Source organism: Sphingobium sp. TA15 (genome assembly GCF_037101235.1).
GTDB classification, from domain to species: Bacteria; Pseudomonadota; Alphaproteobacteria; order Sphingomonadales; family Sphingomonadaceae; genus Sphingobium; species Sphingobium indicum.
In genome coordinates, this window is sequence record NZ_AP025355.1 from 663,826 (window position 1) to 680,132 (window position 16,307).

Consider the following 16,307-nt stretch of genomic DNA (forward strand, 5'->3'; position numbering starts at 1 on the left):
GGACATGTACGATCAGTTCTACGGATTGCAGGGACGCCCGTTCCAGCTGACGCCGGACCCGCATTTCTATTTCGAGAGCGCGACGCACCGCAAGGCGCTGTCCTACCTGGGCTATGGCCTGGCGCAGGGGGAGGGCTTCATCGTCATCACCGGCGACATCGGCGCGGGCAAGACGACGCTGGTCGGGCACCTCATGAACACCATCGACCCTTCGCGGCTGACGGCGGTGAAGATCGTGTCCACGCAGGTCGAGGGCGACGACATGCTGCGCCTGGCCGCGCAGAGCTTCGGCCTGGCGGTCGACGGGAGCCCCAAGGCGCAGATCTTGAAGCAGATCGAGGGCTGGCTCCACGCGCAGGCGCGGGCGGGCAAGCGGTCGCTGCTGATCGTGGACGAGGCGCAGAACCTGCCGATCTCCGCTATCGAGGAACTGCGCATGCTCTCCAACTTCCAGTTGGGCGGGCAGTCGCTGTTGCAGATATTCCTGCTGGGCCAGCCGGAGTTTCGCGACCTGCTGAAGTCGCCGGAACTGGAGCAGCTTCGCCAGCGCGTGATCGCCACCCATCATCTGGACCCGATGATGCGGCGGGAGGTCGAACCCTATATCCTGCATCGCCTGTCGCTGGTCGGCTGGCAGGGCGATCCGCAATTCACGCCGGAGGCCTTCGCCGCCATCTATGCCGCGACCGGCGGCGTGCCGCGCCGGATCAACGTGCTGGTGAGCCGCGTGCTGCTGTTGGGCGCGCTGGACCGGCTTTCGGTGATCGATGCCGAGGTGGTCTATGCCGTGGTGAGCGACATGGGCGCGGACGCCGACGTGACGCCGGAACCGATGGGGCCCAGCGTGCTGGACGATGCGGAGGAACTGGCGGACATGCCCGCCGCAGCACCCCTTGTGGCCGATCCGGCTGTTTCGGAGGAGGTTGCGTCCCTGCGCGCCGAGGTCGAGGCGTTGAGGGCGGCCAGGCCCGATCCGGCCGCGGACCTGCTGGAGGAGATCGCCTCCCTGCGGGCGGAGATCGACACGCTTCGGGCCGAGAACGACTTTGCCCGCAGCGCGCCGAGCGTCGATCCCGAAGCGCTCAAGGACTGCTTCACCCTGGTCGAGGAGCGGCTTTCCACGCTGGAGTTCCGCGTCACGGAGCAGGACACGGCGCTGCGCCGGGTGCTGACGCTGCTGGTCGAATGGGTCGAGCGCGAGGAAAAGCTGGGCGAGGCGCAGCAAAGCGCCGCCGCCTGACCGGACCCATGCTGAACGCCCTATCCGTCGACGTCGAGGACTGGTTCCAGGTCGGCGCCTTCGAGCGCACGATCCGGCGCGAGGATTGGGCGGGCCTGGCCCATCGCGTCGAGGGCAACACCGATGCGGTGCTGGCGCTGTTCGAGGAGGCGGGGGTCAAGGCGACCTTCTTCACGCTCGGCTGGGTGGCGGAACGCTATCCGGCGCTGATGCGGCGCATCGTCGATGCGGGGCATGAGGTCGCCAGCCACGGCTATGACCATAAGCGGGTCTTCACCTTCGACGGGGCGCAGTTTCGCGCCGACCTGCGCCGGTCGCGGGCGATATTGGAGGATGCGACCGGGCAGGCGGTGACCGGCTATCGCGCGCCCAGCTTTTCCATCGACCGGCGCAATCCCTGGGCGCATGAGGTGCTGGCGGAGGAGGGCTATGCCTATTCCAGCAGCGTCGCGCCGGTCCGGCACGATCATTATGGCTGGCCCGAAAGCCCGCGCTTCGCCTGGCGGCCGGTCGAGGGATCGCCGCTGGTCGAACTGCCCGTGACCACCGCGAGGTTCGCGGGCCGGACGCTGGCGGCGGGAGGCGGCGGCTTCTTCCGGCTGCTGCCCTATGGTTTTTCGCGCTGGGCGATCCGGCAGGTGAACCAGCGGGACGGGCGACCGGCGATCATCTATTTCCATCCCTGGGAGATCGACGCCGAACAGCCCCGCGTCCAGGGCGCGCCCCTGCGATCGCGGGTGCGGCATTACAGCAACCTGTCGGTCATGGCGGCCAAGCTGCGCCGCCTGACGCGGGATTTTTCCTGGACCCGCGTGGATGCGCTGGCGGCGCAAGAAGCGGAGCGGGCGGCATGATGGCGGGGGAGATGCTCGTCACCAGACTGAACCTTGCCGATCCGGCGCAGCGGGATGCCGCGGACGGCTTCGTGATGGCGCATCCGCAGGGGACGCCCTTCCACCGGCCGGCCTGGTTGACGGGCGTGGAGCGGGGGACGGGCAACCGGGCGCATATGCTGGCCGCCGTCGCGCCTTCGGGGGAGATTGCGGGGTTGCTGCCGCTGCATCATGTGCGCAGCGCCCTGTTCGGGCAGGCCCTGGTGTCGTCGGGTTTTGCCGTCGACGGCGGGATTCTCGCCAGCGACCCGGCGGCGGTGCCCGCGCTGGCCGCCGCCTGCCAGGGCATGGCGCGGGACGGCGGCATCGCGTCTGTGGAGATTCGCGGCGGTCCGGCGCCGGGCGAGGGCTGGACGCTGCATGAGGGCAGCCATGTCGGCTTCGCCCGCCCCATCGCGGCGGACGACGAGGCGGAACTGCTGGCCGTGCCGCGCAAGCATCGGGCGGAATTGCGCAAGGCGCTGGCCAATGGCGCGCTGCGCGTCGAGATCGGCCGGGATGCGCGGCATCGACGGGCGCATTACCGCGTCTATTCGGAAAGCGTGCGCAATCTCGGCACGCCGGTCTTCCCGGCGCGGCTGTTCCGGGAGGTGCTGGCGGCCTTTGGCGAAGATGCGGACATATTGGTGGTCCATGAGGGCGAGCGGCCAGTCTCGGCGGTGCTGACCCTCTATCACCAAGGGCGGGTCATGCCCTTCTGGGGCGGCGGCATCGCGGATGCGCGGCGGCTGCGGTCCAATGAACTCATGTACTACCGGCTGATGGGCCATGGCCGGGCGCGGGGCATGCGCGTCTTCGACTTCGGCCGGTCCAGGACGGGCAGCGGCCAGGCGGCGTGGAAAAGGAGCTTCGGCTTCGACCCCGCGCCGCTTTCCTATCATGGCTGGTCGGCCACGGGCGAGCGGCGGGACGTCAATCCCGACAGCCCGCGCCACCAGCGGCGGATCGACCTCTGGAAGAAGCTGCCCCTGCCGGTCGCGAACCTCATCGGACCGTTCATCGCGCGGGGGCTGGGGTGAGGGGGGAGATACTCTTCCTCTGCCATCGCATCCCCTTTCCGCCGGATCGGGGCGACAAGATCCGGTCCTATCACCTGCTGGAGCGGATGGCGGAGATCGCGCCGGTCCATGTCGGCTGCTTTGCCGACGATGCGCGGGACATGGGCTTTGCGCCGGACATGGCGAAGATGACCGCCAGCCAATGCGTGCTGATGCGCGACCGTTCGCGCATCGCGGCGGGCCTGAAAGGGCTGGCGAAGGGGCAGCCCCTGCTGGTTTCGCTGTTCGATCATCCCGGCCTGCATCGCTGGGTCGCGAAGACGCTGGCGGAACGTCCCATCGCGGCAGTCGCCGCCTATTCGGCGCAAATGGCGCATTTCGTGCCCGCGCTGCCGGAGGGGGTGCGCTTCGTCATGGATTTCGTGGATTTCGATTCGGCCAAATATGCGGCCTATGGCGCGCAAGGCTCCGGTCCCATGGCCTGGATCAACCGGCGGGAGGGGCGCGCGCTGCTGGATTTCGAGCGGAAGGTCGCGGAGCGGGCCGACCTCTGCGCCTTCGTCAGCGAAGCGGAGGCGGCGCTGTTCCGGCGGGCGAGCGGGCTGGGGCCTGACCGCATCGTCGGCATCGACAATGGCGTGGCGCTGGATTTTTTCGATCCCTTGGCGGATTTCCCCGCCGTGGATCGGCCGGACGGGCGGCTGCTCGTCTTCACCGGGCAGATGGATTATCGCCCCAATGCCGAGGCGGTGGAGAGCTTCGCCCGCGAAACCCTGCCCGCCATCCGCGCCCGCCGTCCGGATGCGATCTTCGCCATTGTCGGGCGCAATCCCGCGAAATCGGTGCAGGCGCTGGCGGCCCTGCCCGGCGTGGTCGTTACCGGCGCCGTGCCCGACGTGCGCGGCTGGCTGGCGGCGGCGGACGCGGTGGTGGCGCCGCTGCGGATCGCGCGCGGCATCCAGAACAAGGTGCTGGAGGCGATGGCCATGGCGCGGCCCGTGGTCGCATCGCCGCAGGCCGCCGAGGGGATAGACGCCCGCGACGGCGAGCATCTGCTGATCGCCGCCGACCCCGCGCAGGAGGCGGAGAAGGTGCTTGCCCTGCTATCCGACCCGGAGCGCGCCGCGCGGCTTGGCCATGCGGCGCGATGCCGGATGGAGGAGCGCTACCGCTGGTCGGCGACGCTGGCGGCGCTGCCGGACATGCTGTTCGGATCGCCCGGCGTCGGCGGCATGAGGGCCGCCTGATGGAAGACGCGCTTCCCATGCGGCCGGAGGTGAAGCTGTCGGGCTGGCGCGGTCATCTGACCGCGCTCGCCATCGTCGCCTGCACGATCCTGGCGCTGTTCCACCGCGACCTGCTGGGCATGGTCGCGATCTGGTGGAACGCGTCGACCTATGGCCATTGCCTGTTCGTTCCGATCCTGGTCGCTTGGCTGGTGCAGCAGCGCCTTCCGGGCCTGCGCCGGCTGGAGCCTTCCGCCTGGGCGCCGGGGCTGCTCTGGCTGGGGCTGGGCGCTTTCGCCTGGATGCTGGGCGCGGCGGCGGGCGTCGCCGTGGTCCGCCATGGCGCGCTGGTGATGATGTTGCAGGGTTCGGTGATCGCCCTGCTGGGACCGGCCGTGGCGCGGGCGCTGCTGTTTCCCCTGTTCTACGCCTTTTTCATGGTGCCCTTCGGCGAGGAGATCGTCGCGCCCCTGCAACTGGCGACGGCGCATATCAGCATGATCCTGCTCGGCCTGACCGGCGTTCCCGCGCAGATGCAGGGCATATTCATCACCACGCCCAACGGCTATTTCGAGGTGGCGGAGGCCTGTTCCGGCGCGAAGTTCGTGATCGCCATGACCGCCTATGGCCTGCTGGTCTGCAATGTCTGCTTCACCAGCTGGAGGCGGCGGGTCGCCTTCATGGTCGGCACGCTCTCCCTGTCCATATTGGCGAACGGCGTGCGGGCCTTCGCCACCATCTTCGTCGCGGAAGTGACCACCATCGATGCGGCGGCGGGCTTCGACCATGTGGTTTATGGCTGGCTGTTCTTCGCCGTCATCCTGATCGTGGTGATGGCGATCGCCTGGCCCTTTTTCGACCGGCAGCCCGGCGACCCCTGGTTCGATCCCGAAGATCTGCGGCATAAGGGCCATTCTGCGACGGGCGCCGTCGCGGGCGTCGCGCTGGCGATGATCGTGGCCGCGCCGCTCTGGCTGGCGGCGAGCGCGGCGGCGGGCCAGCCCCTGCCCGGCGCGCCCGCGATGCCGCAGGTCAAGGGTTGGGTCCGAAGCGACGAGCCGCCGCTTCGGCCCTGGCGGCCGCGCTTCGACGGCGCCGATCATCTGGCCATGGCGCGATATGGCGATGCCAAGGGGCAGGTCGTCGATCTCGCCATTGCGACGTTCGACCGGCAGGACGAGGGGCGCGAACTGGTCGGCTTCGGCCAGGGCGCGGCGGGAGCCGACAGCGGATGGACCTGGTCGCAGCCCGCCCCCGCGCCCGGCGATGCGCGGGGCGAGCAGATCACCGGCCCCGGCCGCGTGGTGCGCCATGTCGTCAGCTTCTACGTCGTCGGCGGGGGCAGGCCCACCGGCAGCGCCCATCTGGTCAAGCTGGCGACGATGAAGGCGCGCCTGCTGGGCGGTGACCGGCGCGCCGCCGCCATCATGGTTTCGGCGGAGGAACGGGCGGGGCGTTCCGCCGATGCGGCCATCGCCGCCTTCCTGCATGATCTGGGCGATGTGAAGGATTTGGCTGACCGCAGCCTTGGAACCCGCTAAGACCCTTCGCATGTGCGGAATTGCGGGCATTTTCCATCTAGAAACGGCCAAGCCGGTCGATCCGGCGCGGGTCGGGCTGATGCTGGACGCCATGCCGTGGCGCGGGCCGGACGACAGCGGCGTGTGGACCGCGCCGGGGGTGGGGCTGGGCCATCTGCGCCTGTCGATCATCGACCTGGGCAGCGGCACCCAGCCCATGCTGACGGAGGATGACAGCCTGGCCGTCGTGTTCAACGGCGAAATCTACAATTTCATGGAGGTCAGGGCGGAACTGGAGGCCAAGGGCCATGTCTTCCGCACGCAGAGCGACACGGAGGTCATCCTGCACGGCTATCGCCAATGGGGCGAGGCCTGCGTCGAGAAGTTCAACGGCATGTTCGCCTTCGCCCTGTTCGATGCGCGGGCGCAGGCGCTGTGGCTGGTGCGCGACAGGCTGGGGGTGAAGCCGCTGCATTATGCGCTGCTGTCCGACGGCAGCCTGATCTTCGGGTCGGAACTCAAGAGCCTGCTCGCCCATCCGTTGCTGCGCCGGGCGCCGGACCTGTCGGCGGTCGAGGATTATCTCGCCTATGGCTATGTGCCCGACGACGCCTGCATGGTGGCGGGCGTGCGCAAGCTGGGCGCGGGCGAGACGCTGCGCATCGTGCGCGGGCGGCCGCTGCCGCAGCCGCAGCGCTATTGGGACGTCAGCTTCGCCGACCGCAGCCGGGCGAGGCCGGAGGCGCTGGAGGAGGAAATGGTCGCGCTGATGCGGCAGGCGGTGCGGTCCCGCATGGTGGCGGACGTGCCTTTGGGCGCGTTCCTGTCGGGCGGGGTGGACAGCAGCAGCGTGGTCGCGCTGATGGCGGAGGCGTCGAAACAGGCGGTCAAGACCTGCACCATCGGCTTCGACGTCAGGGAACTGGACGAGACCGCCTATGCCGACAGGGTGGCGCGGCGCTTCGCCACCGACCATCGCACCCGCATCGTGTCGCCCGACGATTATGGGCTGATCGACACGCTGGCGCTGCATTTCGACGAGCCCTTTGCCGATGCCTCCGCGCTGCCGACCTACCGGGTGTGCGAACTGGCGCGGGAGAAGGTGACGGTGGCGCTTTCCGGCGACGGCGCGGACGAGGCCTTTGCCGGCTACAGGCGGCATCGGTTCCAGATGCAGGGGGAAAGGCTGCGCGGCCTGATCCCCGCTTCGGTGCGGCGGCCGCTGTTCGGGACATTGGGCCGCTACTATCCCAAGGCCGACTGGGCGCCCCGGCCCCTGCGCGCGAAGTCGACCCTGCTGGAACTGGCGGGGGAGGGCGGGGAAGCCTATGCCGCGTCGGTCGGGGTTACGCCCCATGCGCTGCGGCAGCGTCTGTTCAGCCCGGACATGAAGGCGCGGCTCGGCGCCTATCGGGCGGAGGATCGCTATGTCAGGATGATGGCGGAGGCGCCGGCGCGCGATCCGCTGGACCGGGCGCAATATGCCGACATCCGCATCTGGCTGCCCGGCGACATATTGACCAAGACCGACCGGATGAGCATGGCCGTCAGCCTGGAGGCGCGGGAGCCGTTGCTGGATCATCGGCTGGTGGAGTTCGCGGCGCGGCTGCCCGTGGCGCAGCGGATTCGCGGGAACAGCGGCAAGTACCTCATGAAGAAGGCGATGGAGCCATTCCTGCCGCAGGACATACTCTATCGCCCGAAAATGGGCTTCGTCACGCCGATCAGCGCCTGGTTCCGGGGGCCGCTCGCCGGGGAGGCGACGGCGATCGCGGGAGGATCGGCCTTGGCGAAGACCGGCTGGTTCGACGCGAAGATGCTGGGGAAGGTGGCCGCGGATCACAAGGCCGGGCTGGCGGATCACGGGCGGCTGCTGTGGCAGTTGCTGATGCTGGACAAGGCTTTGGCGCGGTTGTTCAGCCTTTGATCGTTACGCCAGATGCTCCTGCGAAGGCAGGCGTCCAGTCCCGTCGCTGCACAAGATCGCGGCGCCTGAACCGGGTTCCTGCCTGCGCGGGAACGCTTCTTCTCCATTCAAACTCTTGAAAGCCGCCTCCGGCAATGCCAACGGAGCGGACACGCCAAAGCCAATCAGGGTCCACGAGTGACAGTCTCCAAGGAAATATTGCGGGTGCGCCTGTACCTGCTGTGTCTGCTGGGGGACATGGCGGCGCTGTTCCTGTCCTTCCTGCTCGCCAATTACCTGGTGCTGGGCGCATGGCTGGGCGAGCCGGGCAAGCCCCACGGCATCGTCATGTTCGCGATGATCGCGCCGCTTTACGTCCTGCTGGGCGTGCAGGGCGGCGCCTATGGCATCCACATGCTGGAGGATCTGCGGCGCGGCATATTCCGGGCGTTGATGGCGCTGGCGCAGGCGGCGATGCTGATGCTGCTGATCGTCTATCTGGGCAAGATCGCGGAGCAGCTTTCGCGCCTGACCTTCATCGTCGGGCTTGGGATTTCGGCGGTGGGCGTGGCGGCCGTGCGGCTGGCCATCGGGCGGCTGAGCGCGCACCTGCTGGGCGAGGTGCCGCACCTGACGGCGGTCATCATGGACGGGGTCACGATCGATGCCGGCCCGCACATGCATGTGATAGAGGCCGCCGGCGCGGGATTGCATCCCAAGGGGCATGACGCGGACATGGCGGCCCGCCTGGCGGCCGCCGTGGGGCTGGCGGAACGGGTGATCGTCGCCTGCCCGATGGAGCGGATGGACGACTGGTCGGTGGCGCTCAAGTCCCTGTCGGCGCGGGGCGAGATCGTGGTGCCCGAACTGCTGCGCTTCGCCCCGGCGCGGGTGGACGAATTCGACGGCCAGCCGACGATCATCGTCGCGGGCGGGCCGTTCCAGTTCCGCGATCGCCTGATCAAGCGATTCTTCGACATCGTCGTGGCGACGGTGGCCACCATCGCGCTGTCCCCGGTGCTGATCGCGGCGGCGCTGGCGGTGAAGCTGACCAGTCCCGGCCCCGTCATCTTCCGCCAGCCGCGCATCGGCCGCGACGCCCGGCCGTTCAACATCTACAAATTCCGTTCCATGCGGACGGAGGCGAGCGACCGGAAGGCCGACAGGCTGACGGCGCGGGACGACGACCGGGTGACGGCCGTGGGCCGTTTCCTGCGCAAGACCAGCATCGATGAGCTGCCGCAGCTTTTCAACGTGCTGCGCGGCGACATGAGCATCGTCGGGCCGCGCCCCCATGCCGCCGCCGCCAAGGCCGGCGACAGCCTCTATTGGGAAGTGGACGAGCGCTATTGGGAACGGCATTGCATCAAGCCGGGCATGACCGGGCTGGCGCAGGTGCGCGGCCATCGCGGATCGACCGACCATCATCAGGATCTGATCGACCGGCTCCAGTCGGACCTGGAATATGTCACCCAATGGTCGATCTGGCGCGACCTGCGCATCATCGTCGCGACCATCGGCGTGCTGGTGCACCATAAGGCCTATTGATGGACGGGATCGACCTGATCGCGGCGTTGCTGCTGCTGCTGTCGCTGGTGGCGGTGGCGTGGCCGTTTCTTTTCTACCCGCTGATCCTGCGCCTGCTGCCGACGAAGGCGGAACGGCCGGTCGCGGGGCCGGCGCCGTCCGCATCGCTGCTGTTCTGCGCCTATAACGAGGCGGCGGCGATGCCGGAAAAGCTGGCCAATCTGGCGATGTTGAAGGCGCGCTGCCCGGCGCTGGAAATCCTTGCCTTCGACGACGGATCGTCGGACGAGACGGCGGCGCTGATCGCGGCGCGGGGCGATCTGGTGACGCTGCTGCGCGGGCCGGGGCGCAGCGGCAAGGCGCATGGCATGAAGCTGCTGGCGGCGCGGGCCAAGGGCGACGTGCTGATCTTCACCGACGCCAATGTCATGCTGGACCCCGACGCCGTCGACAATCTGCTGGCGCGCTATGCCGATCCGGAGATCGGGGGCGTGCTGGGGTCGCTGCACTATATGGGCGATGGGGAAAGCGCGACCGCCTCGGTCGGGTCGCTCTACTGGCGGATCGAGGAGCGGTTGAAGGACGAGGAATCGCGCACCGGGAACGTGCTGGGGGCGGACGGGTCGATCTTTTCCATCCGGCGGGCGCTTTATCCGGAATTTCCCGACAGCGTGCTCGACGATCTGACCGTGTCGATGGCGGTCGTCTTCGCGGGCAGGCGGCTGGTGAAGGCGAAGGACGTGATCGCCCGCGAGCGGCTGGTCGCCGGGCGCGGCGACGAATATCGGCGCAAGATGCGCATCGCCGCCCGCGCCTGGCACACGCACAGCCATTTGCGGCCGCAATTGCGGCGGATGGGGGCATTGGATCGGTTCAAATATGCCTCTCGCAAGATCGTGCGCTGGTTCGGCGGGATATTCATCCTGACGGGCCTCGTCGCGGCGGGGACGCTGGCGATGCGGATTTCGCCGACGCTCTACATGGCTGGCGGGCTGACGGGGGTGTTCATCCTGTGGCGCGGGCTTCGGTCCAGCGGCGGGCCTTTCGCGGCGGTGGTGGACATCGTGCTTGCCTATTTCGCGACGCTCCAGGGCGTGGCGAAGGCGATGACGGGGCGGACCGTGACCATCTGGAATCCGGCCAAGTCGCGCTGATCCGCCTTCGCGGGGGTGACGGCCTGAATGGGGCGGGCGCCACGGAATCGCTCGCCAAAGCGGCGGCATATTGTATAGGCCGGTGCCAACTGCTTTTTGGAGCCAAGGCGTGATCACTTTCCAGCGGGTGGCGAAGGCCGCCGGCAAGCATCTGACCCGGACCCTGCTGGCCGCGCGCAAGGCGCTGGGCGCGCGGGCGAACCGGGGCTGCCCGGCCTGCGGGCAGGCGGTGGTCGGATTCTTCCGCTATGGCGACAATGCCGAATGGGGTTGCCCGAACTGCGGCGCTTCCCCCCGCGAACGGCTGATGAACCATCTGATCGCGGGCCATGTGCTGACCGTGCCGGAACAGGGCGCGGTGCTGCACATGGCGCCCAATGAGGGCAGCCTGGTGCGCCGCTTTTCCGCCGCCGCGGACTATACCCCCGCCGACCTCGATCCCGGCCGCTATTCTGTGCCGAACATGCGGCGCGTGGACCTGATGGCGCTCGACGCCAGCGATCGTTACGACCTCTTCTACGCCAGCCATGTGATGGAGCATGTGCCCGACGATCATGCCGTGCTGCGCAACATTCATCGCGCGCTGAAACCCGGCGGCGAGGCGTGGCTGATCGTCCCGTTATGGGACAAGCCGACCGAGGACGGCAGCTTCGACATGCCTCCGCGCGAACGGGAGCGGCGTTTCGGCCAGTGGGACCATGTGCGCCAATATGGCCCTGACTTCGCCGACCGCATCCGGGCGGCGGGCTTCGACCTGGAGGAGATCGACGCCGGCGCCATCGACGCCGATACGCGGCATTATCATGCGCTGGACGACAGGCTGTTCCGCGCGCGCAAGCCTTTGACGACCGGCGCGCGGTGAGCATGCCGCCCGGCAGCGCGCTTGCCCGGATGGAGGGATCGGCGCGCATCCTTGCCCTCATCAAGCTCGCCAATGTCGGGCTGACGCTGATCTGGGGCTTTGCCGTCACCTATGTCTTCGTGCGCGTCCTGCCGTTGCGCGAGTTCCAGTCCTTCCTGCTGCTGGTGGCGTTCGGCAATTTCACGATTTCCGCCGAATTCGGGCTTACCAGCATCATCTATGCGCGGCTGCGGCGGTATTGGCTGGGGAATTCGGGGCCGGGGAATTCGGGGCCGGGAAATTCGGGGCCGGAGAAGGGCGAGGCGGGCGGCTTCCGGCTGGAGGAAATGGGCGTGCTGTTCCTGTTCCTGGGCCTGCTGATCGTCGGCGGCCTGGCTGTTCTGCTGGCCGCGCTGGCGGCGGGCGGGCTGCATACGGGCATGCCGCTTCTCTTCCTGCTTTTCTTCCTGTCCGCCTGTCTCAACCTGCCCGCCCTGCTCGCCAAGAGGGCGCTGGCGGCGGTGGACGGCAATTTCCTCTGGGAAGCGCTGGATTGCCTGCGCCGGGCGATGACCATCGCGCTGCTGCTGTTCATCCTGCAGGGGCTGGACCCGCGCATGTCCGTCGCCTTGCAGCTTTGCGTCAGCATCGCGGTGATCGGCTATGCCATCGCCCTGGTGCATCGGCGCCTGGGCATGCGGGCGCGGCACTGGCTGTCCTTCAGGGTCGGCGGCGGCCATGTCAGGCGCCATTATCTGCGGGACATCGGCGCTTCGGCGGCCTTCACCATTTCCGAAATCCTGGCCTATAACGCGCCTTATTTCACCATTGCCGCCGCGACCCAGGATGCGCGGCCGATGCTGCTCTTCGACTTCTTCTTCAAGATGTCCCGATCCCTTTCCATGCTGGTGAGGGCGATGGTGGAGGCGGCCTTGCCCCGGATCACCCGCGCCTTCCACGCCGGCGACCGGGCAAGGCTGCGCCAGTTGGTGACGCGGGCGCTCGGCGCGGCGCTATTCTTCGCGCTGGGCGCTTCGGCGGCCTTGCTGCTGCTGGGCGAGTGGCTGTTCGCAAAGCTGTTCGACGGCCGCGCCGCGATCGACCGGGTCGACCTGCTGCTGATCGGCGGCGCGCTGCTGGCGCTCGCCCTGATCTGCGTGTCCGTCTATGTGCAGGGCGCGCTGGGGCGGTTCAGGCTGCTGCTCGGCCGGTCCTTGCCCTTCCTTGCCGGGTCGCTGCTCAGCGTGCCGCTGGCCCGGATATTCGCGCCGGATCGGTTCGACCTCATGTTCCTGCTCCTCTACGCGCTGACCCTGTTCGTCGCGGCGTTCATCCACGGACTTTCGCTGCGCCAGTTGGTGGGGAAGCGCGCATGAAGGTCGCCATGTGCGATCCGTCGCTTTTCACCGGGCGCTATGACGATAGCCTCTGCGCCGCGATGGCGGGCGAGGGCGCGGAGGTCGCCTTGCTCGGCCGGCCGATGCGGGCGACCGACGCCATCGTGCCGCGGGGCTATCGCTACGAGCCGCGCTTCTTCCGCCGGAGCGAGGCGCTGCGCCGGCGCATGGGGGAAGGGCGGGCCTTCCGCCTGCTCAAGGCGGCGGAATATGGCCTCAGCTGCGCGCTGGGCGACCTTGCCCCGCTGGCCGGGGCGGATGTCGCGCATATGCAATGGCTGCCGCTCGCGCCGGCCGACCGGATCATGCTGCGGCGGTTGAAGGGCAGGACGGCGCTGGTCCACACGGTTCACAATGCCGATGCCTATCATGCCGACGCCGGGGTGCAGGGCAGGGGCTATCGCGGCCTGCTCGACATGTTCGACGCGCTGATCGTCCATGGCGGGACGACGCGGGAAGCGCTGGAGCGGCAGGGCGTCGATCCCAAGCGCATCCATGTGATTCCGCACCCGCCGATGCGGCTTGCGCCCGCCGGAGCGGAGGATCTGGCGCAGGTGCCGGATGCTATCCTGCCGCGCCTGCTGTTTTTCGGCACCATCCGGCCTTATAAGGGCGTCGACCTGCTGCTGGAGGCCTGCCTGTCGCTCTGGCGCGCCGGGCATCGCTTCGAACTGGCGCTGGCGGGCAAGCCCTTCATGGACATCGCCCCGCTGATCGAGCGCGTCCGCGCCGCGGGCTTTGGCGAGCGGTTGATCACCGATCTCGCTTTCCTCACCGAACAACGGCTCGACGCGCATATGGCGAAGGCGGACATATTGGCCTTCCCCTATCGGCATATCGACAGCAGCGGCGCTTTCCTGTCGGCCCTGCACCATGGCAAGGCCATGGTCACGTCGGACGCGGGCATGTTCGCCGACCTGCCGGAGGGGGTCGCCGCCAGGACGCCGGCGGGAAACGCGCCCGCGCTTGCGCAAGCCCTCTTGCTCCTCGTAGAAAGCGCGGCCATCAGGCAAGCTTTGGGAGCGCGCGCGCGCACCTATGGAGATTCAATGGGCAACTGGAAGGACATGGCCCTGGCCACCATCGCCATCTATCGCGGCGTGACCGGGAAATGAGCCGTCATATCCGGGAACTGCGCGACCGGGCGCTGGCGGTTCGGCTGGCGCTGGCGGGGCGGGTGCATCAATATCCCGAAATCCAGGCGCTGCGCCGTTTCCTGGGCGCCTTCGCGGTGGATTGCGTGTTCGACGTCGGCGCCAACCGGGGCCAATATGCGACGATGCTGCGCAGCGATGCGGGCTTTGGCGGCACGATATTGTCCTTTGAGCCCAATCCGGACATCTTTTCCGAACTGGAACGCAACGCCTCGTCCGACCGCCGATGGCATGTGTTCAACATGGCCCTGTCCGACTTCGACGGCATGGCGAGCTTCAACATCATGGCGGCCGACCAGTTCAGCTCGCTGAAGGCGCCGTCGGGGGAGCAGGACGCGATCTTCGCCGAGCGCAACAGGGTGACGCGCACGGTCGACATGCAATGCCGCCGGCTGGAAAGCCTGTTGCCTGACCTCAGGCGCGCCCACGGCTTCGCCCGGCCTTTCCTGAAGATGGATACGCAGGGGCACGACCTGTCCGTCTGCGAAGGCGCGGGCGACGCGCTGCGCGACATGGCGGGCGTGCAGACCGAACTCGGCGTCCGGCCGATCTATGAAGGTGGAACCGGCTATCGCGCGATGATCGACTGGCTGGCGGAGCATGGCTTCGTCCCCTCCGCCTTCTTCGCCAACAACAAGGGGCATTTCCCCCTGCTGGTCGAGATGGACGGCATTTTCGTCAACCGGGCGCTGCTGCCGCGGGAAGGCTGATGTTCAATCGGTTGCGCCCCATCAGTGCCACCCGCCTGTTCCTTGCGGGCGCGATCGGGCTGGCGCTGTGGCTGGGCGCGACTTTCCTCTGGCATGTGACCTACAGGCAGGGCATCAGCCTGGCGGTGATCCTGTTCCTCGACCAGGATTTTCCGGCGCTTCTGGGCGGATTGCTGCTGCTGACGCTGGCCGCGCCCTTCGCGGAGGGCATGGGCTGGCGCCTGGCGCCGCCGCGCGCGCGGGTGATGGTGCCGCTGGTGCTGTTCTTCGGCCTGGTGGCATGGGCGGGGCATTACTGGCTGTTCCAGGACTATTCCATCTCCCGCGACGAGGAGGTCGCCCGCTTTGCCGCCGCCTATATGCGGGAGGGTTTCCTGGCCCGCCCGATCCCGATGGAGTGGGAGGCCTATCGCCGGGCGATCATGCCCGAATTCTTCTCCCCCTTCGGCGCGGCGGATTATTGGACGGCGGCCTATCTGCCGGTGAACAGCGCGATCCAGGCGCTGTTCTGGCAGGCGGGCGACCCCAATCTGGCCGGGCCGGCGCTGCTGATGGCGGGGCTGTTCGCGCTGTGGCGGGTGGCGCTGCACCTGTTCCCCGACAGGCCGGACGCCGTGTGGGTGACGATGCTGCTGGGGCTGTCGTCGGCGCAGCTATGGGTCACGGCGATGACGCCCTATGCCATGACGGGGCATTTCGCGCTCAACATGATCTGGCTGGCGCTGGTGCTGCGCGGCGGGGCGGTGGGGCATCTGGGCGCGGGCGTGGTCGCGCTGGCGGCGGCGGGGCTGCACCAATGGCATTTCCCGCCGATCTTCATCGCGCCCTTCATCCTCTGGATGCTGCTGGGACGGCGGTGGCGGGTCGCGATCTTCCACATGCTGGTGCTGGCGGTCGTCGTCATCGTCTGGGCGAAGCTATGGCCCGCCTTCCTGACCCATGCGCTGGGGCAGGCGACCGACGTGCGCCCTTCCGCAGGCGTGGCGGACAAGGTGGGCAGCCTGTTCGAGCGGCTGGGCGACCGCTGGCAGCCGCTGGTCAATCTCAGCCGCTTCGCCGCCTGGAACAACATATTGATGGTGCCTCTGGCGACGCTGGGCGTGTTCGCGATGCGCTGGCGCGGGGCGATCCGGGGGCAGGAGATCGCGCTGCCGCTGGCGCTGGGCTGCTTTGCCGGATGCGCGCTCGCCCTGGCGCAGGGCTATGGCTGGGGCTATCGCTATGCCCATGGTTTCATCGGGCCTTTCTGCCTGCTGGCGGGCCTTGGCTGGGCGCGCTTCCGGACGGGCGCCATGCGGCCCCTGTTCCTGGGAACCGCCATCACCTTGCTCAGCAGCGCCTTCCTGGTGTGGCGGACGCACGGCTTCGTCGCGCCCTATGCGGCGAGCCACCGGATGATCGACGCGTCGCGGGCCGACGTCGTCCTCGTCGATCCGCGCGGCGGGCTTTACGTGACGGACCTGGTGCGGGGGCGCAACGGCGTGCCGGGCAAGCCGATGGTGATGAACCTTGGCATGCTGACGCTTGAGCAGGTGGACAATCTTTGCAGGAATTATGTGGTGGAACTGTTCGACCGCGCCGAATTCCGGCCGCTGGGCGTGCCGCTGGCGCGATGGAATCTGGGGCGCATGGACGCGCTGCGCGCGCATATGAAGGAGGAGGGCTGCGACAAGCCGGTGCAGCCGCCCCTGCCGGAGACGGAGGAAGAGGCCTTCAACGCGGCGGGGGATGTGCTGTAACG

The 16,307-nt window shown here is 68.3% G+C and carries 13 protein-coding genes; all 13 read left to right on the plus strand.

Annotated features, from left to right (window positions below):
• Nucleotides 1-4 precede the first annotated feature (4 nt).
• On the plus strand, nt 5-1,240 hold the full coding sequence (locus Sj15T_RS03340) for an XrtA/PEP-CTERM system-associated ATPase (protein WP_041385840.1): 1,236 nt from the start codon (nt 5-7) through the stop codon (nt 1,238-1,240).
• An 8-nt stretch (nt 1,241-1,248) separates the two neighbouring features.
• Nucleotides 1,249-2,094 (plus strand): XrtA system polysaccharide deacetylase, encoded by an 846-nt coding sequence (locus Sj15T_RS03345; RefSeq protein ID WP_007687005.1) that lies wholly within the window; start codon nt 1,249-1,251, stop codon nt 2,092-2,094.
• Nucleotides 2,091-3,152 carry a FemAB family XrtA/PEP-CTERM system-associated protein gene (locus tag Sj15T_RS03350; RefSeq protein WP_013039873.1) on the plus strand — a complete coding sequence of 354 codons (1,062 nt, stop codon included), beginning with the start codon at nt 2,091-2,093 and terminating at the stop codon, nt 3,150-3,152. The genes Sj15T_RS03345 and Sj15T_RS03350 overlap by 4 nt, the downstream gene beginning before the upstream one ends.
• Entirely contained in the window at nt 3,149-4,378 is a 1,230-nt protein-coding gene (locus Sj15T_RS03355) for a TIGR03087 family PEP-CTERM/XrtA system glycosyltransferase (RefSeq protein WP_013039874.1), read from the plus strand. Before Sj15T_RS03350 ends, Sj15T_RS03355 begins: the two co-directional genes overlap by 4 nt.
• Nucleotides 4,378-5,898: an EpsI domain-containing exosortase gene (locus Sj15T_RS03360; RefSeq protein ID WP_013039875.1), complete on the plus strand. Its 1,521-nt coding sequence runs from the start codon at nt 4,378-4,380 to the stop codon at nt 5,896-5,898. Before Sj15T_RS03355 ends, Sj15T_RS03360 begins: the two co-directional genes overlap by 1 nt.
• 10 nt (nt 5,899-5,908) lie before the next feature.
• On the plus strand, nt 5,909-7,804 hold the full coding sequence (locus Sj15T_RS03365; protein WP_013039876.1) for an XrtA/PEP-CTERM system amidotransferase: 1,896 nt from the start codon (nt 5,909-5,911) through the stop codon (nt 7,802-7,804).
• A 177-nt stretch (nt 7,805-7,981) separates the two neighbouring features.
• The gene (locus Sj15T_RS03370) at nt 7,982-9,331 is read left to right on the plus strand and encodes a sugar transferase (RefSeq protein ID WP_013039877.1); all 1,350 of its coding nucleotides are present in this window, start codon (nt 7,982-7,984) and stop codon (nt 9,329-9,331) included.
• On the plus strand, nt 9,331-10,464 hold the full coding sequence (locus Sj15T_RS03375; RefSeq protein ID WP_013039878.1) for a glycosyltransferase: 1,134 nt from the start codon (nt 9,331-9,333) through the stop codon (nt 10,462-10,464). Before Sj15T_RS03370 ends, Sj15T_RS03375 begins: the two co-directional genes overlap by 1 nt.
• Before the next feature lie 109 nt (nt 10,465-10,573).
• On the plus strand, nt 10,574-11,326 hold the full coding sequence (locus tag Sj15T_RS03380) for a methyltransferase domain-containing protein (protein ID WP_013039879.1): 753 nt from the start codon (nt 10,574-10,576) through the stop codon (nt 11,324-11,326).
• A gap of 29 nt (nt 11,327-11,355) precedes the next feature.
• Nucleotides 11,356-12,681: a hypothetical protein gene (locus tag Sj15T_RS03385; RefSeq protein WP_041386347.1), complete on the plus strand. Its 1,326-nt coding sequence runs from the start codon at nt 11,356-11,358 to the stop codon at nt 12,679-12,681.
• Nucleotides 12,678-13,817 (plus strand): glycosyltransferase, encoded by a 1,140-nt coding sequence (locus Sj15T_RS03390; RefSeq protein WP_013039881.1) that lies wholly within the window; start codon nt 12,678-12,680, stop codon nt 13,815-13,817. The genes Sj15T_RS03385 and Sj15T_RS03390 overlap by 4 nt, the downstream gene beginning before the upstream one ends.
• Entirely contained in the window at nt 13,814-14,566 is a 753-nt protein-coding gene (locus Sj15T_RS03395) for an FkbM family methyltransferase (RefSeq protein WP_013039882.1), read from the plus strand. Before Sj15T_RS03390 ends, Sj15T_RS03395 begins: the two co-directional genes overlap by 4 nt.
• On the plus strand, nt 14,566-16,305 hold the full coding sequence (locus Sj15T_RS03400; protein ID WP_013039883.1) for a hypothetical protein: 1,740 nt from the start codon (nt 14,566-14,568) through the stop codon (nt 16,303-16,305). The genes Sj15T_RS03395 and Sj15T_RS03400 overlap by 1 nt, the downstream gene beginning before the upstream one ends.
• The last annotated feature ends 2 nt before the right edge of the window (nt 16,306-16,307 follow it).

Bases quoted from the DNA above. Each gene is read 5' to 3' on its own strand.
- Sj15T_RS03340 (WP_041385840.1), top strand. From the start codon at position 5: ATGTACGATCAGTTCTACGGATTGCAGGGACGCCCGTTCCAGCTGACG.
- Sj15T_RS03345 (WP_007687005.1), top strand. From the start codon at position 1,249: ATGCTGAACGCCCTATCCGTCGACGTCGAGGACTGGTTCCAGGTCGGC.
- Sj15T_RS03350 (WP_013039873.1), top strand. From the start codon at position 2,091: ATGATGGCGGGGGAGATGCTCGTCACCAGACTGAACCTTGCCGATCCG.
- Sj15T_RS03360 (WP_013039875.1), top strand. From the start codon at position 4,378: ATGGAAGACGCGCTTCCCATGCGGCCGGAGGTGAAGCTGTCGGGCTGG.
- Sj15T_RS03365 (WP_013039876.1), top strand. From the start codon at position 5,909: ATGTGCGGAATTGCGGGCATTTTCCATCTAGAAACGGCCAAGCCGGTC.
- Sj15T_RS03375 (WP_013039878.1), top strand. From the start codon at position 9,331: ATGGACGGGATCGACCTGATCGCGGCGTTGCTGCTGCTGCTGTCGCTG.
- Sj15T_RS03385 (WP_041386347.1), top strand. From the start codon at position 11,356: ATGGAGGGATCGGCGCGCATCCTTGCCCTCATCAAGCTCGCCAATGTC.
- Sj15T_RS03390 (WP_013039881.1), top strand. From the start codon at position 12,678: ATGAAGGTCGCCATGTGCGATCCGTCGCTTTTCACCGGGCGCTATGAC.
- Sj15T_RS03395 (WP_013039882.1), top strand. From the start codon at position 13,814: ATGAGCCGTCATATCCGGGAACTGCGCGACCGGGCGCTGGCGGTTCGG.
- Sj15T_RS03400 (WP_013039883.1), top strand. From the start codon at position 14,566: ATGTTCAATCGGTTGCGCCCCATCAGTGCCACCCGCCTGTTCCTTGCG.